Origin of the sequence: Sulfoacidibacillus thermotolerans, from assembly GCF_003144315.1 — a bacterium.
GTDB lineage: Bacteria > Bacillota > Bacilli > Alicyclobacillales > SLC66 > Sulfoacidibacillus > Sulfoacidibacillus thermotolerans.
In genome coordinates this window covers 1-504 of the sequence record NZ_MPDK01000113.1, presented here as the reverse complement: position 1 = coordinate 504, position 504 = coordinate 1, and the positions used below count along the sequence as shown (strand labels likewise).

General features: G+C 38.1%; 1 protein-coding gene. It reads left to right on the top strand.

Annotated features, from left to right (window positions below):
- A partial coding sequence (locus BM613_RS14725) for a biotin/lipoyl-containing protein (protein WP_146192869.1) occupies positions 1-504 on the top strand: 504 nt, incomplete at both ends.

The window sequence follows — 504 nt, the reverse complement described above, 5'->3', positions numbered from 1 at the left end:
GGGAAGGTATCCACGAAGGTGAAATTGTTAAATGGTTTATTAAAGCCGGCGATACAATTGAAGAAGATGATGTATTAGCAGAAGTTCAAAATGATAAATCTGTAGTAGAAATTCCTTCTCCAGTAAGTGGTACTGTTGAAGAAGTGTTAGTCGATGAAGGAACAGTGGCAGTAGTAGGAGATGTCATCGTTAAAATTGATGCACCTGATGCAGCAGAAATGCAATTTAAAGGTCATGGCGATGATGAGGATTCTAAGAAAGAAGAAAAAGAACAAGAATCACCAGTGCAAGAAGAAGCTTCATCAACTCAATCACAAGAAAAGACAGAAGTAGATGAAAGTAAAACTGTTAAAGCGATGCCGTCAGTGCGTAAGTATGCACGTGAAAATGGTGTCAATATTAAAGCTGTAAATGGTTCTGGTAAAAATGGACGAATCACAAAAGAAGACATCGATGCATACTTAAATGGTGGTAGTTCCGAAGAAGGTTCAAACACTAGCGTAG